At 64.9% G+C, this 17,678-nt stretch carries 19 protein-coding genes; 3 read left to right on the top strand and 16 right to left on the bottom strand.

Annotated features, from left to right (window positions below):
* Window positions 1-32: 32 nt before the first annotated feature.
* The 12 genes from pdxJ to rpoE form a co-directional block, all read right to left on the bottom strand.
* The gene (pdxJ, locus tag IB256_RS20685; protein WP_138212457.1) at window positions 33-776 is read right to left on the bottom strand and encodes a pyridoxine 5'-phosphate synthase; all 744 of its coding nucleotides are present in this window, start codon (window positions 774-776) and stop codon (window positions 33-35) included.
* Complete coding sequence (gene recO / locus IB256_RS20680) at window positions 769-1,473, bottom strand: DNA repair protein RecO (RefSeq protein ID WP_192289731.1); 705 nt, start codon at window positions 1,471-1,473, stop codon at window positions 769-771. Before recO ends, pdxJ begins: the two co-directional genes overlap by 8 nt.
* An 88-nt stretch (window positions 1,474-1,561) precedes the next feature.
* The gene (gene era / locus IB256_RS20675) at window positions 1,562-2,503 is read right to left on the bottom strand and encodes a GTPase Era (protein ID WP_081517636.1); all 942 of its coding nucleotides are present in this window, start codon (window positions 2,501-2,503) and stop codon (window positions 1,562-1,564) included.
* Window positions 2,496-3,188 carry a ribonuclease III gene (gene rnc / locus IB256_RS20670; RefSeq protein WP_017517395.1) on the bottom strand — a complete coding sequence of 231 codons (693 nt, stop codon included), beginning with the start codon at window positions 3,186-3,188 and terminating at the stop codon, window positions 2,496-2,498. The genes era and rnc overlap by 8 nt, the downstream gene beginning before the upstream one ends.
* On the bottom strand, window positions 3,185-3,562 hold the full coding sequence (locus tag IB256_RS20665) for a DUF4845 domain-containing protein (protein ID WP_192403912.1): 378 nt from the start codon (window positions 3,560-3,562) through the stop codon (window positions 3,185-3,187). Before IB256_RS20665 ends, rnc begins: the two co-directional genes overlap by 4 nt.
* Before the next feature lie 142 nt (window positions 3,563-3,704).
* Window positions 3,705-4,559, bottom strand: a complete 855-nt coding sequence (gene lepB / locus IB256_RS20660) for a signal peptidase I (RefSeq protein ID WP_081517634.1) — start codon at window positions 4,557-4,559, stop codon at window positions 3,705-3,707.
* A 5-nt stretch (window positions 4,560-4,564) separates the two neighbouring features.
* Entirely contained in the window at window positions 4,565-6,364 is a 1,800-nt protein-coding gene (gene lepA / locus IB256_RS20655) for a translation elongation factor 4 (protein ID WP_045210230.1), read from the bottom strand.
* A 147-nt stretch (window positions 6,365-6,511) separates the two neighbouring features.
* Window positions 6,512-7,942, bottom strand: coding sequence for a DegQ family serine endoprotease (locus IB256_RS20650; RefSeq protein WP_192403910.1), 1,431 nt, complete (start codon window positions 7,940-7,942; stop codon window positions 6,512-6,514).
* A gap of 36 nt (window positions 7,943-7,978) precedes the next feature.
* A complete protein-coding gene (locus tag IB256_RS20645) occupies window positions 7,979-8,449 on the bottom strand; it encodes a SoxR reducing system RseC family protein (RefSeq protein ID WP_081517632.1) in 471 nt (156 codons plus the stop codon).
* Window positions 8,446-9,390 (bottom strand): MucB/RseB C-terminal domain-containing protein, encoded by a 945-nt coding sequence (locus IB256_RS20640; RefSeq protein WP_151189625.1) that lies wholly within the window; start codon window positions 9,388-9,390, stop codon window positions 8,446-8,448. The genes IB256_RS20645 and IB256_RS20640 overlap by 4 nt, the downstream gene beginning before the upstream one ends.
* A 21-nt stretch (window positions 9,391-9,411) precedes the next feature.
* Window positions 9,412-9,996: a sigma-E factor negative regulatory protein gene (locus IB256_RS20635; RefSeq protein WP_192289735.1), complete on the bottom strand. Its 585-nt coding sequence runs from the start codon at window positions 9,994-9,996 to the stop codon at window positions 9,412-9,414.
* Window positions 9,997-10,027: 31 nt separating this feature from the next.
* Window positions 10,028-10,612 (bottom strand): RNA polymerase sigma factor RpoE, encoded by a 585-nt coding sequence (rpoE, locus tag IB256_RS20630; RefSeq protein WP_017516654.1) that lies wholly within the window; start codon window positions 10,610-10,612, stop codon window positions 10,028-10,030.
* A gap of 461 nt (window positions 10,613-11,073) precedes the next feature.
* On the opposite strand from rpoE, the gene nadB reads away from it, so the two are divergent.
* Window positions 11,074-12,690: an L-aspartate oxidase gene (nadB, locus tag IB256_RS20625; protein WP_192403908.1), complete on the top strand. Its 1,617-nt coding sequence runs from the start codon at window positions 11,074-11,076 to the stop codon at window positions 12,688-12,690.
* On the opposite strand, the gene IB256_RS20620 is transcribed toward nadB, so the two are convergent.
* Window positions 12,659-13,111 (bottom strand): protein YgfX, encoded by a 453-nt coding sequence (locus IB256_RS20620; RefSeq protein ID WP_192403906.1) that lies wholly within the window; start codon window positions 13,109-13,111, stop codon window positions 12,659-12,661. The two genes, nadB and IB256_RS20620, sit on opposite strands and share 32 nt — an antisense overlap.
* The gene (locus IB256_RS20615) at window positions 13,095-13,349 is read right to left on the bottom strand and encodes a succinate dehydrogenase assembly factor 2 (protein ID WP_192289741.1); all 255 of its coding nucleotides are present in this window, start codon (window positions 13,347-13,349) and stop codon (window positions 13,095-13,097) included. Before IB256_RS20615 ends, IB256_RS20620 begins: the two co-directional genes overlap by 17 nt.
* Window positions 13,350-13,519: 170 nt before the next feature.
* On the opposite strand from IB256_RS20615, the gene IB256_RS20610 reads away from it, so the two are divergent.
* A complete protein-coding gene (locus tag IB256_RS20610; RefSeq protein ID WP_192289743.1) occupies window positions 13,520-14,455 on the top strand; it encodes a YgfZ/GcvT domain-containing protein in 936 nt (311 codons plus the stop codon).
* A 45-nt stretch (window positions 14,456-14,500) separates the two neighbouring features.
* Window positions 14,501-15,337 carry an HDOD domain-containing protein gene (locus IB256_RS20605; protein ID WP_054909002.1) on the top strand — a complete coding sequence of 279 codons (837 nt, stop codon included), beginning with the start codon at window positions 14,501-14,503 and terminating at the stop codon, window positions 15,335-15,337.
* A gap of 55 nt (window positions 15,338-15,392) precedes the next feature.
* On the opposite strand, the gene IB256_RS20600 is transcribed toward IB256_RS20605, so the two are convergent.
* Both IB256_RS20600 and IB256_RS20595 read right to left on the bottom strand, forming a co-directional pair.
* A complete protein-coding gene (locus tag IB256_RS20600; protein ID WP_192403903.1) occupies window positions 15,393-16,799 on the bottom strand; it encodes a sensor histidine kinase in 1,407 nt (468 codons plus the stop codon).
* Window positions 16,792-17,463 (bottom strand): response regulator, encoded by a 672-nt coding sequence (locus IB256_RS20595; RefSeq protein WP_024765529.1) that lies wholly within the window; start codon window positions 17,461-17,463, stop codon window positions 16,792-16,794. Before IB256_RS20595 ends, IB256_RS20600 begins: the two co-directional genes overlap by 8 nt.
* Window positions 17,464-17,678: the final 215 nt, after the last annotated feature.

Raw genomic sequence — 17,678 nt, 5'->3', positions numbered from 1 at the left:
TATCCGCCCTACGGTTTCCAATCAGGTAGCGATCAGCGATTCGCCGCCGCCACGATCAGTGCCTTCATCTCGGCAACCGCCTGCTTGAAGCCCACGAACAGCGCATGGGCGACGATGGCGTGGCCGATGTTCAGCTCGTTGATCCCGGCGATGGCCGCTACCGGCTCGGCATTGTGGTAATGCAGGCCGTGGCCGGCGTTGACGATCAGGCCATGGGACAGACCGAACTCCACGCCATCGCGGATGCGTGCCAGCTCATGAGCGCCTTCGGCCGGGTTGTGGGCGTCGGCGTAACGACCGGTGTGCAGCTCGACGGCGGGAGCGCCAACCCGAGCCGAAGCCTCGATCTGGCGCTGGTCCGGATCGATGAACAGCGACACCTCGCAGCCTGCGGCAGCCAGTCGCTGGACCGCTTCGCGGATGCGCGCTTCCTGGCCGGCGACGTCCAGACCACCCTCGGTGGTCAGTTCCTGGCGGGTTTCCGGGACCAGGCAGACATGGGCCGGGCGGATGATCTCGGCGAACTTCATCATCTCCTCGGTGACGCCCATCTCGAAGTTCATGCGGGTCTGCAGCACTTCGGCGAGCACACGCACGTCGCGGTCCTGGATGTGCCGGCGATCTTCGCGCAGGTGCACGGTGATGCCGTCGGCGCCGGCTTCCTCGGCGTCCAGCGCGGCTTTCACCGGGTCGGGATAACGGGTGCCGCGGGCCTGGCGCAGGGTGGCGACGTGGTCGATGTTCACGCCGAGCAGAATACGGTTGGCTTCAGTCACGGGAGTTGTCCTTGCGATTCATGAAGAGCTCGCGGCTGACCAGCGGTCGGCCGCCAAGATGGGGAGCGAGAGCCTGGCGCATCAGGCGCTTGGCCGCTGCCAGGGCGCCGGGGGCGCTCCAGTCGGCTTCGGCCATGGCCAGCAGGTCGGCGCCATGGAACAGCCCCGGCTGCAGGCTGCCGACCGGCTCGAAGCCCGCGTCGGGCAGCAGGCGGTAGAGACCATCGGGCGCCACGGCCTGACCGACGATATCGGTGTCCAGGGAAAAACCATAGCCCAGGTCGTCCAGCAGCCGCCATTCGAACGAGCGCAGCAACGGCTCCAGCGGACTGCCGGCAGCCAGCAGCGGCAGGGTCGCGTGGTAGTGCTCGAACAGCGCGGGATGCGGGTCTTCGGCCGGCAGCAGGCGGATCAGCAGCTCGTTCAGGTACAGGCCGCTGAATAGCGCTTCGCCACTGAGCAGGTTGGGGATGCCGTTGGGCTCCAGGCGCACGACGTTCTTCAGATCGCTACGCCCCCGGAATTCGGCTTCCAGCGGTACGAACGGTCGAGCCAGCGCTCCAGCCTTGCCCCGCGCACCGCGCAGGACGGCGCGCAGACGCCCTTGCGGGGTGAAGAAATCCACCAGCGCGCTGGTTTCCTTGTAGGGGCGACTGTGCAGGACGAAGGCAGCTTGGGCAGTGGAAGCGAGGCTCATGGCGCTGCGCCTGGAGTGGGAGTCGGGAGGCAGACGCGCTCAGGCGCCCGAAGGGTGCGGCCCGCGAATACCCGCGGGGCACTGAAGGTCAGAGGTCGCCGTAGCCCAGCGAACGCAGTGCGCGCTCGTCGTCGGACCAGCCGCCTTTCACTTTCACCCAGAGGTTGAGCATGACCTTGGAGTCGAACAGCACCTCCATGTCCTTGCGGGCGTTCTGGCCGATGCTTTTGATGCGATCGCCCTTGTCGCCGATGATGATTTTTTTCTGGCCGTCGCGCTCTACGAGGATCAGCGCGTGGATGTGCAGGATCGGACCGTCCTGCTTGAACTCTTCGATCTCCACGGCAACCTGGTACGGCAACTCGGCGCCCAACTGGCGCATGATCTTCTCGCGCACCAGTTCGGCGGCGAGGAAGCGGCTGCTGCGGTCGGTGATCTGGTCTTCCGGGAAGAAGTGGTCATTCTCTGGCAGGCGCTCGGCCACCAGGCCTTCGAGCACATCGAGATTCTGCCCGTGCTGGGCGGAAATCGGCACGACTTCGGCGTTGGGCAGTTGCTCGGCCAGCCACTGCAGATGCGGCAGCAGCTCGCCCTTGTCTTCCATGCGGTCGACCTTGTTCACCGCCAGCAGGACCGGGCAGCTCACGTACTTGACCTTGTCGTAGACCATCTGGTCTTCGTCGGTCCAGCGGTTGCGGTCGACGACGAAGATCACCACGTCGACGTCCTTCAGCGCGGCGCTGGCCGAACGGTTCATGTAGCGGTTCAGCGCCTTGTCGTTGTCCTTGTGCAGGCCAGGGGTGTCGACATACACCGCCTGCACGTCACCCTCGGTCTTGATGCCCAGCAGGGTGTGGCGGGTGGTCTGCGGCTTGCGCGAGGTGATCGCCAGCTTCTGCCCGAGGATGTGGTTGAGCAGGGTCGACTTGCCTACGTTGGGGCGGCCGACGATGGCGACGTAACCGCAACGAACGGCTCCTGCTTCATCGTGCTCGGATGGGTCGTGCTGGTCTTGCTCGTGCTCACTCATGGCCATTCTCCACGCCCAGGGCCGCCAGCGCGGCGGCGGCGGCCACCTGCTCGGCGATGCGGCGACTGCCGCCGTGACCGTGGGTCTTGTCGTTCAGCAGGGCTACCTCACACTCCACGAAGAAAGTGCGGCAATGCGGTTCGCCCTGGATATCCACCACGTCGTAACGCGGCAATTCGCACCCGCGAGACTGCAGAAACTCCTGCAGGCGGGTCTTGGGGTCCTTGTTGGTATCTACCGGGGTCAGCTCGCGCAGTTGCGGGCCGAGCCAGTCCATGATCCGCTCGCGGGCGGAATCCATGCCGGTGTCCAGATAGATGGCGCCGATCAGCGCCTCCATGGCGTCAGCCAGGATCGACTCGCGGCGATAACCGCCACTCTTCAGCTCGCCCGAGCCCAGTCGCAGGTAATCCCCGATCTCGAAACCGCGGGCCAGCAGGGCCAGGGTCTCGCCCTTCACCAGTCGCGCGCGCAGGCGTGACAGCTGCCCTTCGCGGGCCTGGGGGAAGTGGGTGAACAGGGCTTCGCCGATGACGAAGTTGAGGATGGCGTCACCGAGAAACTCCAGGCGCTCGTTATTGCGTCCGGCGAAACTGCGATGGGTCAGCGCCAGGACCATCAGGTCCTGGTCGCGGAAGGTGTAGCCAAGCTTGCGCTCGAGTCGATCCAGACTGTTGTTACTCACGGCATTCGTACACGGAATTCTTTGTCAAATTTGACCACCAGGTCGATGTTCTGGACCAGTGGCTCGCGTTTTTCGTATTTCAGGTGGGCGCGGAACTCGTTGTTCTCGAGCTCCACGTTCAGCGCGTCATCCAGCTTGAGGTCGCGAATGTTGTTGAGCATCAGTGCCTTGTCCACATAGGAGTAGAACTCCGGAACACTACGCACTTCTGCGGCCTTGTCGGTTTCCACCGAGGTGATGGCCTTCTCGATGGCGTAGTAGTCCAGGTAATGCGGAATGACCTTGAACGCGGCGCTGGCGAGAAACGCCACGACGGCAAGAACGGCCAGCCAACCCAGCAACGACATTCCCTTCTGCGAACGTGCGTACGTCATATCGACCTCATGTCGGTATCTTTCTTATTTGCCCACCAACCGCGGCGGGTCCAAGTGAAGCGGGGCCGCCTCGCTCCCCGCGTGCAGCCCCGCCCTTTTCCAGCACCGATCCAGCCCTGCAGGCCCGGAACGTCTCACCAGTTTAGTGAATCACACCAACTCGCGAGAAATTCGGCAGATTGCGCATTTTCGGATCCGGCCAGCTCATCCAGACCGCGAAGGCCTTGCCGACGATATTGCGGTCCGGAACCATGCCCAGCAGGTCCTTCGGAATCTTCGGATCGTTCCAGTAGCGGCTGTCGTTGGAGTTGTCGCGGTTGTCGCCCATCATGAAGTAATGACCGGCCGGCACCTTCCACTGCTTGCCCGGCTCGATGCGGAAGCGGGTCATTTCCTTACGGATCATGTGCTCCGCGGCGCCAAGCTTCTCCTGGTACAGGGTCACGCTGCCCAGGGTGCCAGGCTCCTCGCCCACCAGCGACTCGGCCACGGCCTGGTCATTGATGAACAGGCGCTTGTCGCTGGTGTAGCGGATGGTGTCCCCAGGAACACCGACCACACGCTTGATGTAGTTGATGTTCGGATCACTGGGATAGCGGAACACCATGACATCGCCGCGCTGCGGATCACCCACCGGGATCACCTTGGTGTCCAGCACCGGCAGGCGGATGCCGTAGGCGAACTTGTTCACCAGGATGAAATCGCCCACTTCCAGGGTCGGCTTCATCGAACCCGACGGAATCTGGAAGGGCTCGACCAGGAACGAACGCAGCACCAGCACGATGAACAGCACCGGGAAGAACGACTTGCCGTACTCGACGAGCACCGGCTCCTTGTTCAGTTTCTCCAGCACTTCCGGGTCAGCTTCACCGACCGAACCTTCATAGGCGGAAATGGCCGCCCGGCGGCGCGGTGCAAACAGCACCAGGTCCACCAGGGCGAGAACGCCGCATACCGCAACGGCAATCACCAGCAACAGCGGGAAATTCAGGGTCATAGGGTTCAACTGTCCACTTTGAGCACAGCGAGGAAGGCTTCCTGCGGAATCTCCACGCTACCGACCTGCTTCATCCTTTTCTTACCGGCCTTCTGCTTCTCCAGCAGCTTGCGCTTACGGCTCACGTCACCACCGTAGCACTTGGCCAGCACGTTCTTCCTGAGCGCCTTGACCGTCGAGCGGGCGATGATCTGCCCACCGATGGCCGCCTGAATCGCGACGTCGAACATCTGCCGCGGGATCAATTCCTTCATCTTCTCCACCAGCTGACGGCCCTTGTACGGGGCATTGTCGCGGTGGACGATCAGGGCGAGGGCATCGACCTTCTCACCATTGATCAGCACATCGAGGCGAACCAGGTTGGCCGGCTCGAAGCGGTCGAAGCTGTAGTCCAGCGAAGCATAGCCTCGGCTGGTGGACTTCAGGCGGTCGAAGAAGTCCAGCACCACTTCGTTCATCGGCAGATCGTAGATCACCTGGACCTGGCCGCTGAGGAAGTGCATGTCGCGCTGGACGCCGCGCTTCTCGATGCACAGGGTAATGACGTTGCCCAGGTGCTCCTGAGGCACAAGGATGGTCGCGCGGCAGATCGGCTCGCGCATCTCATCGATGGACGAGAGGTCGGGCAGCTTGGACGGGTTGTCGACGTAGAGGATCTCGCCGTTCTTCTGCACGATCTCGAAGATCACGGTCGGTGCGGTGGTGATCAGGTCCAGGTCGTATTCGCGCTCCAGGCGCTCCTGGATGATCTCCATGTGCAGCATGCCGAGGAAGCCGATGCGGAAGCCGAAGCCCAGGGCCTCGGAGCTTTCCGGCTCGTACTGCAGCGCGGCGTCGTTCAGGGTCAGCTTCTGCAGCGCTTCGCGGAAGTCCTCGAAGTCATCGGAGCTGACCGGGAACAGGCCGGCGTAGACCTGCGGCTTGATGCGCTTGAAGCCCGGCAGCACGTCCACGTCGGGAGTGTTGTTCAGGGTCAGGGTATCGCCCACCGGCGCGCCGAGGATGTCCTTGATGCCCGCAATGATGAAGCCCACTTCACCGGCCTTGAGGTCCGGAGTCTCGGTGTGCTTCGGGGTGAAGACGCCGACGCTGTCCACCTGGTGGACCTTGCCGGTGGACTTCACCAGGATCTTGTCGCCTTTCTTGACGCGGCCGTGCTTCACACGCACCAGCGAGACCACGCCCAGGTAATTGTCAAACCAGGAGTCGATGATCAGCGCTTGCAGCGGTGCGTCGATCTCGCCTTCCGGAGCGGGAATGGCAGTGACCAGGCGCTCCAGCACGTCTTCCACGCCCATGCCGCTCTTGGCCGAGCAGGCCACGGCGTCGGTGGCGTCGATGCCGATGATGCTTTCGATCTCGTCCTTCACGCGGTCCGGATCGGCCTGCGGCAGGTCCATCTTGTTCAGGACCGGCATCACTTCCAGGCCCTGCTCGATGGCGGTGTAGCAGTTGGCGACCGACTGCGCTTCCACGCCCTGGCCGGCGTCCACTACCAGCAGCGCGCCTTCGCACGCGGCCAGCGAGCGGCTGACTTCGTAGGTGAAGTCGACGTGGCCGGGGGTGTCGATGAAGTTCAGCTGGTAGGTCTTGCCGTCCTTCGCCTTGTAGTGAAGGGTGACGCTGTGCGCCTTGATGGTGATGCCGCGCTCACGCTCCAGGTCCATGGAGTCCAGTACCTGGGCCTCCATCTCGCGGTCGGACAGGCCGCCGCACATCTGGATGAAGCGGTCTGCCAGCGTCGACTTGCCATGGTCGATGTGGGCGATGATGGAGAAATTGCGGATATGACTCAGGTCACTCACGGCGAACACACTCGGAAGGCTGAAGGCGGCGGTCCGCCGAAAAATAGCGGGGGAGTTTACCTGACTACAGCCTGATGCGTCACGCCGCGCCGGACGGTCAGGCATGAAAAAGGGCGACCGGAGTCGCCCTTTTCTGGTGCACCGACCTTACTCGGTCAGTTTGAACGTGATGAAGCTCGCACGCCCCTGACGCAGCACGCGCATGGAAATCGAACGATCCTTCGGCAGCGCCTTGGCGATCTCGCTGAAGGTTTTCGAGGAATCCACCGAGCGATTGTTCAGGTGAGTAATGACGTCGCCCGGACGCAGGCCGATCATGGCCGCCGGACCGCCCTGCACTTCCTTGATGACCACACCGCCCTTGATATCCAGGGACTTGCGCTGCTCGGCGGTCAGCTCCGCCACGGTCACACCCATGCGGTTGCTGCTGCGCTCGGCGCCCTTGCCCTCGACAGCGGCGACTGCATCGTCGTCATCCGGCAGGCTGCCGATGGTCATGTTCAGGGTCTGGCGCTTGTTGTCACGAATGACTTCCAGAGCGGCCTTGTCGCCCGGCTTCATGTTGCCCACCAGGTGCGGCAGGTCGGCGGATTCATTGATGGTCTGGCCGTTCAGGCTCAGGATCACGTCACCCACCTGCAGGCCGCCCTTGGCCGCCGGGCCGTCTTCCACCAGCTGCGCGACCAGCGCGCCGGCCGGCTTGTCGAGACCGAAGGATTCGGCCAGGTCCTTGTTCACTTCCTGGATTACCACGCCCAGCCAGCCACGGTTGACCTTGCCGCCGGCCTTGAGCTGATCGGCGACGTTCAGCGCCACATCGATCGGGATCGCGAAGGAAAGGCCCATGAAGCCGCCGGAACGGGTGAAGATCTGCGAGTTGATACCCACCACTTCACCCTGCAGGTTCAGCAGCGGACCACCGGAGTTGCCCGGGTTGATCGCCACGTCGGTCTGGATGAACGGCACATAGTTCTCGTTCGGCAGGCTGCGACCCTTGGCGCTGACGATACCGGCAGTCACCGAGTGGTCGAAACCGAACGGCGAACCGATGGCCAGCACCCACTCGCCGACCTTCAGCTTGTCGGAATCGCCCAGTTTGAGCGTCGGCAGGCCCTTGGCATCGATCTTCAGCACGGCCACGTCGCTGCGCGGATCGGCACCGACCAGCTTGGCCTTGTGCTCGCTGCGGTCGGACAGGCGTACGAGGATCTCGTCGGCGTCGGCCACCACGTGGTTGTTGGTGAGAATGTAGCCATCATCGGAAATGATGAAGCCCGAACCCAGCGACTGGGCCTCGCGCTGCTGGCCACGGGGCGCCTGACCCTGACCGCCCTGGCCGCGGGGAATGCTGCGCTCGAAGAATTCGCGCAGGCCCGGCGGCAGGCCGTCGAGGTCCGGAATGCCCATCTGCGCGTTGGAGCGGTCGGGAAGTTTCTGGGTGGTACTGATGTTGACCACCGCCGGCGAGGCCTTCTCGACCAGCGGAGTGAAGTCCGGTAGTTCAGCCCGCGCGGTGACCGACAGGCTCAGGGCCAGCAGGGCGACCAGCGCAGCCATGCTGCGTTTCAGGGTTTGCATTGACTACAGCTCCCGTGATGTTGATTGGGAAGATCACTAAACAGGGCCGGGCGGCCCACCGACCAGCGCACGCAGCACAACCGGTTGCATCGCCGGATCATCCGTATGGCGTCGCGCATGGCGACGCACCAGCAGCCAGGCCAGCAGGAAACCCGCCAGCCCGGCCACGATGATGAGAGGTTCCCCCAGATCGAGGCGCGCCGCCAGTAGCGCCAGCGCGAACAGCCCGATCAGCGGGGAAAGATAGAAAAGCAGGGCGCTTTTCAGCAGAAGGTCTTCATCCACGCCCAGCAGGATTTCATCGCCAGGCTTAAGACTCGATGAAGCCAGGTTCGGCGAGATGAGCGCTCGCACTCGGCTGCGTCCCTGGGAAACACCCAGCCGCTCCAGGAGACCCTGGCCGCAACCGGCGTTGACCGAACATCCCGAGCAGGTGGAGCGGCGCAGCGTTTCGACCTGGACCGCTCCAGACTCGACCGCAACCACTCTTCCCCGCTCATGGATCACTGTGGCTGGGCTCCCGTTGGCCGCATGGACAACGCCACGCGCTCGGCCGTGCCACTGGGTATCTCGCCGACCACGGTCACCATGGTGCCGCCATCTTCACTGGCGAACCGCCTCGACACCACGGTGGTCGGGCCCAGCTGGGTGCGGGCATCATCGACCTTGGCGCCGTGCAGCGGCTCGAGGAATACCGAGAAACGCGCCAGTCCGTCGCCGTAGGCCAGGCACAGGACCTGGTCATTGGAGACCGGGCTGCGCTCCTGCAGCGTACTGTTCAGGGTAAAGCCCGGCGGCACCCATTCCGAATGCCAGTTGGTCTTCACCTGGGCAACCTTGGCTTCCTTCACCGGCTTGCAGGCCGCGCTCGCCTGCAACTCGCCGTCATCCGGCGCTGCCATGTCGATGCGGGTGAACTGCAGGCGCTCGATGATCTGGCCCTTGTCATTGAGCAGCAGGGACTTGAGCGGCAGGCCCGTCTCCTTGTCCACGTGCAGCTCGAAGCCATAGCGATGCTGGTCACGCGGGATCACCGCCAGCACCACCGCCGGACGATCGGCAATCCGCGACTCGCCGGCGACGCGAACGTCGTAGTAGGTAGATAGATCGGCAGGGTTGAGCTTGCGTGCCGGCCACATCTCGCCGGTCGACGCCTGCCCCGACATGCCTCCACCTACGCACTGAGTGGCGCCATCGACGCGCACCACTTCCTGGCGCGGCCCATCGACCTGGACCAGGTGCTCGCGCACCGAGCCGTCACTCTCCACACGATGCCAGACATCGTGGGTGGAGAAGGCTCCGCTGCGTTCGTAGATGAAGGTACCCTGGAAGTTCTGTTGCTGATCAGCCTCGGAGAGGCGCTTGATCCAGTCCAACGCATCGGCGGCCTGGACTGGCAATGCCAGCAGACCGCCGAGGAAGAACAACAGTGCTGTCGTCGCGCGCATGTCGCTCCTTAAGGTCGCAAATCAGCGGCTTTCCAGGCTCGCGGCGCGTGCATAAGGCAGGGCGCTGTCGGTGCCGCTGACGGCGGACTGCTGCGCGTGTTGACGCAGGTAACCCGGAAGACGCTGCTCATGCCAGGTGGTCTGCCCGCCCTGGGCATTGGTGATCACCTGCGGCGCCTCGTCCTGAGTGTAGCCTGCCAGTACCGCCGGGCCTTGCACTTGCGGCAGGGCGATCTGCGGGGTGGCACTTTGCTGGGCAAGGCCGTTGGCGACACTGTCATCCTGGTGGTACATGCGCACACCGGCCAGCACAGCCAGGGTCACCGAGGCGGCGACGGCCAGGCGGCCGACGTTGCGCCACGGATTGCGGCTGCGCGGCGCCGGTGCGGCTTCATCGGCCAGCGCGGCGGACACGGCGGCGGCAATGTCCAGCTTGGGCATGGCCGGCTCGCGGTGCATCACTGCACGGGCCAGTTGGTAACGGGACCAGGTGGCCCGCAATTCGGCGTCCTCGCCGCAGGCTGCAAGCACACGCCGCAGCTCAAGCTCATCCGCTTCGTTATCCATTACCGCGGACAGCGACTCCTGCAGGGCTTCACGACTCATAGCGGTACCTCTCTTGGCTTCTGCCGCTGTATCAGACTTCATCATGCAACAAAGGCTGCAAAGCTTTGTCGATCGCTTCCCGCGCACGGAATATCCGTGAGCGGACGGTCCCCACCGGACACTGCATCACGGTGGCGATATCTTCGTAACTCAGGCCTTCGAACTCGCGCAGGGTCAAGGCCGTGCGCAAATCATCGGGCAGCTGCTGGATGGTGCGATGGACGGTTTCCTCGATCTCATCCCGCAGCATGGCTCTTTCCGGCGACTCGATGTCCTTCAGGGCGTGATCGCCGTCGAAGAACTCCGCGTCCTCTGCCGTGACATCGCTGTCCGGCGGCCGCCGACCGCGCGCAACCAGATGGTTCTTCGCGGTGTTGATGGCGATACGGTACAGCCAGGTATAAAAAGCACTGTCGCCCCGGAAGTTGCCCAAGGCGCGATACGCCTTGATGAATGCTTCCTGTGCAACGTCCTGGGCTTCCTGCGCGTCGTGCACGAATCGCACGATGAGACCCAGAATCTTGTGCTGGTACTTCAGCACCAGCAGGTCGAATGCCCGTTTGTCTCCGCGCTGTACCCGTTCAACCAGTTGCTGATCCTGTTCCTGGGTTAGCATGAATGCTCCTCTGAAAACCTGGAGGAGCTTCGAGCACCCTGGTAAATCGTCCTGCCAAGATAGACTCGGGTCTTTTGCAAAAGTTCTCCCCTCCAAGCATGCGCCGCACAGTTTTTTCACATTTGCGGCAATCGGACCCCGACATGCGTCCGAAGCCCGTCAAATTCAACTGCACCGGGCGGAACACCCGCTCCCCTTCCGCGCAATGTCAATCTGCGCGCAAAGTTGATTGGGTATTCCGCGTTCGAACCGGAACGCCTGAAAAAGTTCCGGTGATTTGCCGTGATCGTTCAATGACTTCGACGCAACCCCTGGCGCCTGCCGGACCGGCTTGAGCGGGGAAGAAAGCTTCCCGCCCTGCGACTGCCGCCCCACCTCACGCGCCTTCGGTGTCATCGGTTCGCCAGTATTGTGCCGTGGCCCCCTTCTATATACTAGGGCGCCATTTTGTGGAGCCGGGTATGAGTCAGCATTTCCAGCACGACGTCCTAGTGATCGGCAGCGGGGCCGCCGGCCTGACGCTGGCTTTGACGCTGCCTTCGCACCTGAAGATCGCCGTGCTGAGCAAGGGCGAACTCTCCCAGGGCTCCACCTTCTGGGCCCAGGGTGGCGTTGCCGCCGTGCTGGATGACACCGATACCGTGGAGTCCCACGTCGAGGACACCCTGGTCGCCGGCGCCGGCCTGTGCCGCGAGGACGCGGTGAAATTCACCGTCGAGCATAGCCGCGAGGCCATCCAGTGGCTGATCGAGCAGGGCGTTCCCTTCACCCGCGACCATGAGCCGGGCCGCGAGGACGGCGGTTTCGAGTTCCACCTGACCCGTGAAGGCGGCCACAGCCATCGGCGGATCATCCACGCTGCCGACGCCACCGGCGCCGCGATATTCAATGCCCTGCTGGAACAGGCCCGCCAGCGGCCGAACATCGAACTGCTGTCGCAACGGGTCGCCGTCGACCTGATCACCGAGCAGAAACTGGGTATGGACGGTCAACGCTGCCTGGGCGCTTACGTACTGGACCGCTCGACCGGCGAAGTCGACACCTTCAGCGCGCGCTTCACCGTGCTTGCCTCGGGCGGCGCCAGCAAGGTCTACCTCTATACCAGCAACCCCGACGGCAACTCCGGCGACGGTATCGCCATGGCCTGGCGCGCCGGCTGCCGGGTCGGCAACCTGGAATTCAACCAGTTCCACCCGACCTGCCTGTACCACCCGCAGGCCAAGAGTTTCCTGATCACCGAGGCGCTGCGTGGCGAAGGCGCCCTGCTCCGACTGCCCAATGGCGAGCGCTTCATGCCGCGCTTCCACGCCCTGGGCGAACTCGCCCCGCGCGACGTGGTGGCCCGCGCCATCGACCACGAGATGAAGCGCCTGGGCATCGACTACGTCTACCTGGACATCAGCCACAAGCCGGCCGAATTCATCCGCGAGCACTTTCCCACCGTCTACGAGCGCTGTCTGGACTTCGGCATCGACATCACCCGCGAGCCCATCCCGGTGGTGCCGGCGGCGCACTACACCTGTGGCGGCGTACTGGTGGATTCCCAGGGGCGCACCGACGTACCGAACCTCTACGCCATCGGCGAAACCACCTTCACCGGCCTGCACGGCGCCAACCGTATGGCCAGCAACTCACTGCTGGAATGCTTCGTCTATGCCCGCTCCGCCGCCGCCGACATCCTCGCCGAGCTGCCCAAGGCGCAGGAACTGGTCGCACTGCCCTGCTGGGACGCCAGCCAGGTGACGGACTCGGACGAGGACGTGATCATCGCCCACAACTGGGACGAACTGCGGCGCTTCATGTGGGACTACGTGGGCATCGTGCGCACCAACAAACGCCTGGCGCGCGCCCAGCACCGGGTGCGCCTGCTGCTGGACGAGATCGACGAGTTCTACTCGAACTACAAGGTCAGCCGCGACCTGATCGAGTTGCGCAACCTGGCCCAGGTGGCCGAGCTGATCATCAATTCAGCCATGCAACGCCACGAGAGCCGCGGCCTGCATTACACGCTGGACTACCCGGACCTGCTGCCCGAAGCCCGCGACACTATCCTGGCGCCGTCCACCTATTGCGGCTGAAGCGCAGCCGCACGCGCAGGCGCCGGTGCAACTCCGGCGCCAGCGCATCGGCCGGCACGCAGACGCTGCGCGCCAGCCAGTCACCGGGGCGACGGAAACGCAGGACGATCAACGAAGGCAGCGCCAGGCTGTCCGGCAGCAACTGCACCGGTTGAAACCCTTCCCGTTCGCTCCACAACTGCCAGCCCTCGGCGTTGTGGCGCAGCGCACGCACCGAATCCGGCGCGCGCAATAGAATCCGCCCAGGCACAACCAGACAGGCGTGCAGCAGGCAGAGGCTCAGGCCGAGCGTTTTCCAGTGCAGGGGAATGTCCGCGAGCAGCAGCGCCAGGACGGCGCAGCACTGCGCGGCGAGATAGGCCACCAGCAACCCGATGGACGGTTGCCAGCGGCACTCGAAGGGGTCACTTCGGCTGGACACGGTCCAGGATCATGCGAACGATGAGGCGCAGGTCGGCATCTTCCGGCTCGCCGCGCTGCATGAACCAGCCGAACATGTCCTGGTCCTCGCACTCCAGCAGCTTGCGGAAGCGCGCCTGATCGTCGGCGGGCAGGCCCGGATAGACTTCCTGTACAAAGGGCACCAGCAGGACGTCCAGTTCCAGCATGCCGCGGCGGCTGTGCCAGAAAAGGCGTTTGAGTTCGGTTTCGTCGTTCATCTGCGGGTTCCCTCGAATAACTGCGAGCAAATACATCGGAACGCTCGCGAAGTCGACGGACGGCGCGAGCCGAGCGGCATTATACGCATGCTCGGCTCACCCGGCACCCGCTGACAAGGCTGGGCCTGAGCTCTATCATGAGGCCCCTAACTTTCTTCCAGCGAATCGTGATGACCGACTCTGCTTTCTACACCGAACTCAATCACGAAGGGATTCTCGCCGTCCGTGGCGCGGACGCCGCCAAATTCCTCCAGGGCCAGCTGACCTGCAACCTCAATTACCTGAACGCCGAATACTCCAGCCTCGGCGCCCGCTGCACGCCCAAGGGCCGCATGACCTCCAGCTTCCGCATCCTCGCCGAAGGCGAGGGCTTCCTGCTGGCCATGGCCAACGACCTGCTGGACAGCCAGCTGACGGACCTGAAGAAATACGCGGTGTTCTCCAAGGCCACCCTCTCCGATGACAGCAGCCAGTGGGCGCGCTTCGGCCTGAGTGGTGCGGACGCCGTCCTCGCCGAGCTGGGTCTGAGCCTCTCCGGCGAAGCCGACCAGGTGGCACGGGCCGACGGCCTGATCGCCATCGGCCTTGGCCAGGACCGGGTCGAGCTCTGGGCATCGACCGAACGCGCCGCCGCCATCGCCGACCTGCTGCAGGCCCGCCTGCCCCACGCCGAGCTCAACGACTGGCTGCTCGGCCAGGTTCGCGCCGGCGTCGGCCAGGTATTCGGCGCCACCCGCGAGCTGTTCATCCCGCAGATGATCAACCTGCAGGCCGTGGGCGGCGTGAGCTTCAAGAAGGGCTGCTACACCGGCCAGGAAATCGTCGCGCGCATGCAGTACCTCGGCCGCCTCAAGCGCCGCCTGCAGCGCCTGAAACTCGATGGCGCCGAACTGCCGGAGCCGGGCCGCGAGCTGTTCTCGCCGGTGCATTCCACCAGCGTCGGCGAGGTGGTACTGGCCGCCCGCGCGGCCGATGGCGTGGAGCTGCTCGCCGTGCTGCAGGACGACGCCGCTGCCGACGGCAACGTGCGCCTGGGCGAGGACCAGCCCTTGCGTCTGCTGGATCTGCCTTACGTTCTGGACAGCGACCGCGAGATCCAGCGCTGAATTTCGTGCCGGGCGGGGAGCCCGGCTTTCCCTGAAGGACACTTCATGAGCAAGCTTGCCGAAAAAGTACAACAGGAACTGCTGCGGGCCATCGACAATGATGAGCTGGTGCTGCCGACGCTGCCGGAAGTCGCCCTGCGCGTCCGGGAAGCGGCGGAAGACCCGGACATCAGCATCCAGGATCTGAGCAAGGTGATCGGCAACGATGCTGCCCTGACCGCGCGCATCATCAAGGTGGTGAACAGCCCGCTGCTGCGCACCAACAAGGAAATCACCGACCTGCAGATGGCGATCAGCCGCCTGGGGATCAACTACACCTGCAACCTGGCCACCGGTCTTGCCATGGAGCAGATGTTCCAGGCCACCTCCGACGTGGTCGACCGCAAGATGCGCGAGGTGTGGAACAAGAGCACCGAGATCGCCGGCATCTGCCACGCCCTGTGCCGCCACTACACCCGCCTGGCGCCGGATCAGGCGACCCTGGCCGGCCTGGTGCACCAGATCGGCGTGCTGCCGATCCTCACCTACGCCGAGGAGCACAGCGAACTGCTGGCCGACTCCATCAGCCTCAACCACGTGATCGAGCGCATCCACCCGATCATCGGCGACCGCATCCTCAAGGCCTGGGACTTCCCGGCGCCGATCGCCGCCGTACCGGGGCAGCACCTGGACTTCAGCCGCGACTCGGCCAAGGTCGACTACGTGGACATCGTCCAGGTTGCCACCCTGCAGAGCTATCTGGGCAGCCAGCACCCCTACACCGAGCTGGACTGGGCGACCATTCCGGCCTTCGCCAAACTGGGCCTGGACCCGAAGGCAGACGTGAAGGAAGACGAAGACCTCTCCGCCGCCATGGAAGCGGCCATGAGCATGTTGCAGTAAGCTCGCGCCGGACCGCCCGAAACCCGCCCTTACCGGCGGGTTTCGTGTTTCTGGCTCAGGCGTTTTCCGCCGGGAAAGTCACCCGCACCAACAGCCCGCCCAGTTCGCCCTGGCCCAGCTCGATGCGCGCACGATGCGCGCTGCAGATCTCGCCGACGATGGCCAGGCCCAGCCCTGTGCCCTGCTGGCGGCGGCGATAGAAGCGGCGGAACACCTTGTCGCGTTCCTCCGGCGGGATACCGGGGCCGTCGTCCTCGACCTCCAGCTCGGCCGGCGAGCGCACGCGGATGATCACGTTGCCGTCCGCCGGGGCGTGGGCGATGGCGTTGTCCACCAGGTTGCTGAGCAGCTCGTTGAGCAGGGTCGGATCGCCCTTCACCCAGGCCGGCTCGTCCGCCTCCAGCGCCAGCGCCACACCGCGCGAATACGCCAGCGGCGCCAGCGCCAGCCCGAGTTCGCGGGCCAGTTGGCCCAGCTCGAGGCGCTCCCCCGCACCTTCGGCGATGGCGCGAGCGCCGCTTTCCACCCGCGCCAGGGACAGCAGCTGATTGGCCAGCCCGGTCACCCGGTCGGTGTTCTGCACGGCGTCGACCAGCGTCGCCCGCCATTGCTGCGGGTCCTGCTCGCGCAGGCCCAGTTCCAGCCGCGCCTTGAGCGCTGCCAGTGGGGTACGCAGCTCGTGGGACGCCTCGGCAATGAACTGCGACTGACGGTCGAACAGCCCGCGCAGGCGCACGGTGAAGTGGTTGAGCGCCGCTACCAGCGGGCGCAGCTCCTTCTGCACGCGGACTTCCGGCAACGGCCGCAGATCGTCCGGCTGGCGCTCCTCCACCGCCTCACGCAGACGATCCAGCGGGCGCAGGCCGGCGCTCACCGCGTACCAGACCATCATCAGCGCGGCGATGGCCGACAACGCGAGGTTGAGCAGGGTATCGGCGAGCAGGTTGCGCGCCAGCCGCTCGCGGGCGCCCATGGTTTCGGCGACACGGATTTCCGCCATGCCGTTGACCGTCGGCTGGCTCACCGGCTGCAGCAGGCTGACCACCCGCACGCCCTGCCCTTCGTAGGTGGCGTCGTAGAACTTGGCCAGCGCCGGGTAATCGTCGGTACGCGGCGTGGTCGGCAGTGGCGCCGGCAGGTTCTCGTAGCCGGAGATCATCTTCCCCTGCGGATCGATCACCTGGTAGAAGATGCGCCCGGCGCTGTCGTACTCGAAGCTGTCCAGCGCCACGTAGGGCACGTTCGCGCGCAGGGTGCCGTCGCTGGCGTAGAGGCCATCGGCAATGTCCCGCGCCGACGCCAGCAGGGTGCGGTCATAGGCGATGTCGGCCGCGTGCCGGGCACGCCAGTAGGTGGCCGCGCTACCGATCAGCAGCAGCACCAGCAGCAGCCCGCCGAGGCGCCAGAGCAGGCGCCCGCGCAGGCTGCCCGTGCCGGGAAGCACCCAGCGCCGTTCAGCCATCCTGGGCCTCGAGCAGATAGCCCAGGCCGCGGAAGGTAACGATGCGCACCGAGCTGCCTTCGAGCTTCTTGCGCAGGCGGTGGACGTAGATTTCGATGGCGTCCGCGCTGGCGTCCTGATCCAGGCCGAACACCTGCGCCGCCAACTGCTCCTTGCTCATCACCCGCCCCGGACGGGCAATCAGCGCCTCCAGCACGGCCTGCTCGCGGGAGGTCAGGTTCATCGCCTGCTCGGCCAGGGTGAAGCGCCGCGCGCCGAGGTCGTAGACCAGCTCGCCACAGCGCTGCTGCTGCTCGCCACCCAGCACACTGCGGCGCAGCAGGGCCTTCACCCGTGCTTCCAGCTCGGTGAGTTCGAAGGGTTTGGCCAGGTAATCGTCGGCGCCCAGGTTCAAGCCGTGCACGCGGTCGCGCACTTCACCACGGGCGGTGAGCATCAGCACCGGCAGGGTCTTGCCGCGCTCGCGCAGGCGCGCCAGCACCTGGAAGCCGTCCAGCCGTGGCAGGCCGACGTCGAGGATCGCCAGCGCGTAGTCCTCGCTGGCCAGGGCCAGGTCGGCGGCCACGCCGTCCTGCAGCAGGTCCACGGTCCAGCCGGCGCCCTTGAGCGCCTGGGCGACGCTTTCACCGAGTTGCGGATGGTCTTCAACCAGGAGGATTCGCACGCGTTTCTACCCCTCGGACTACAGGTTCGGGCCGGCAGTTTACCCATCCGCGCGCCACTGTGAATGGGGGAAATTCGCTGAAATCACTGCGAAAGGCGACTGAAAGCCTGGCGAAAGCTTAGCCCGTTAGCATCGCCAACGAGCCGCCTCCCAACCCCGAATATTTCAGCGCCGACTGCCCAGGCGCAACGGCGGGAGCAGCGGACTCGACGACG

The sequence above is a fragment of the Pseudomonas sp. PDM17 genome, assembly GCF_014851985.1.
In the GTDB taxonomy this organism is placed as follows: Bacteria; Pseudomonadota; Gammaproteobacteria; order Pseudomonadales; family Pseudomonadaceae; genus Pseudomonas.
The sequence above is the reverse complement of the archived record's forward strand: the minus strand, read 5'-3'. Positions and strand labels throughout refer to the sequence as shown.

Coding starts and splice junctions, on each gene's coding strand:
- IB256_RS20600 (WP_192403903.1), bottom strand. CDS start 16,799: ATGGCTGAACGGCGCTGGGTGCTTCCCGGCACGGGCAGCCTGCGCGGG.
- nadB (WP_192403908.1), top strand. CDS start 11,074: ATGAGTCAGCATTTCCAGCACGACGTCCTAGTGATCGGCAGCGGGGCC.
- IB256_RS20665 (WP_192403912.1), bottom strand. CDS start 3,562: ATGACGTACGCACGTTCGCAGAAGGGAATGTCGTTGCTGGGTTGGCTG.
- IB256_RS20635 (WP_192289735.1), bottom strand. CDS start 9,996: ATGAGTCGTGAAGCCCTGCAGGAGTCGCTGTCCGCGGTAATGGATAAC.
- IB256_RS20615 (WP_192289741.1), bottom strand. CDS start 13,349: ATGAACGACGAAACCGAACTCAAACGCCTTTTCTGGCACAGCCGCCGC.
- lepB (WP_081517634.1), bottom strand. CDS start 4,559: ATGACCCTGAATTTCCCGCTGTTGCTGGTGATTGCCGTTGCGGTATGC.
- IB256_RS20650 (WP_192403910.1), bottom strand. CDS start 7,942: ATGCAAACCCTGAAACGCAGCATGGCTGCGCTGGTCGCCCTGCTGGCC.
- IB256_RS20610 (WP_192289743.1), top strand. CDS start 13,520: ATGACCGACTCTGCTTTCTACACCGAACTCAATCACGAAGGGATTCTC.
- era (WP_081517636.1), bottom strand. CDS start 2,503: ATGAGTGAGCACGAGCAAGACCAGCACGACCCATCCGAGCACGATGAA.
- IB256_RS20640 (WP_151189625.1), bottom strand. CDS start 9,390: ATGCGCGCGACGACAGCACTGTTGTTCTTCCTCGGCGGTCTGCTGGCA.
- IB256_RS20605 (WP_054909002.1), top strand. CDS start 14,501: ATGAGCAAGCTTGCCGAAAAAGTACAACAGGAACTGCTGCGGGCCATC.
- recO (WP_192289731.1), bottom strand. CDS start 1,473: ATGAGCCTCGCTTCCACTGCCCAAGCTGCCTTCGTCCTGCACAGTCGC.
- rpoE (WP_017516654.1), bottom strand. CDS start 10,612: ATGCTAACCCAGGAACAGGATCAGCAACTGGTTGAACGGGTACAGCGC.